1 protein-coding gene is annotated in these 396 nt (G+C 32.3%); it reads left to right on the top strand.

Translation table 11 applies throughout. The annotated features are described in order from the left end of the window. On the top strand, positions 1-230 hold a 230-nt coding region (locus tag R2R70_RS19105; protein WP_410978765.1), incomplete at its 5' end, for a hypothetical protein. Positions 231-396 lie beyond the last annotated feature (166 nt).

Below are 396 nucleotides of genomic sequence, written 5' to 3'. Positions count from 1 at the left end.
AGTTTCATAATCCAATTAGAAACGGATTTGCTGGGAAGGAAATGATGAATTTCATTGAGAGGAATTCTGACTCCATCGACTTCTTTCTTGTCAATGATCTAACTGATTGTGTTGAGGAAGAGGAATGGAAGCAGTTAAAAGCCGTCTTTTCTAAATATAACAGCGAGGTTGTTGAGTTACTAATGTGGCAAAAATTAAAGCCAGTTATCGATCCAAAATTAAAAGAGTAACTCGAAAGAGAAATTAATAACGCATTCTCTTAATATTAGGCTACTTTTGATAATTAAGTGTTTTAAAGATTTTCCTATTTAATAGCATGATAAAGGAGAGTGGTTAAAGTACGATGCATGTACTACTTAGTAACATACGTTAAAATACTCGTAAATAATAGCATAG

Origin of the sequence: Cobetia sp. SIMBA_158 (genome assembly GCF_046566945.1) — a bacterium.
In the GTDB taxonomy this organism is placed as follows: Bacteria; Pseudomonadota; Gammaproteobacteria; order Pseudomonadales; family Halomonadaceae; genus Cobetia; species Cobetia amphilecti.
Note: the sequence above shows the minus strand (reverse complement) of the source record. Positions and strands in the feature narration are given on the sequence as shown.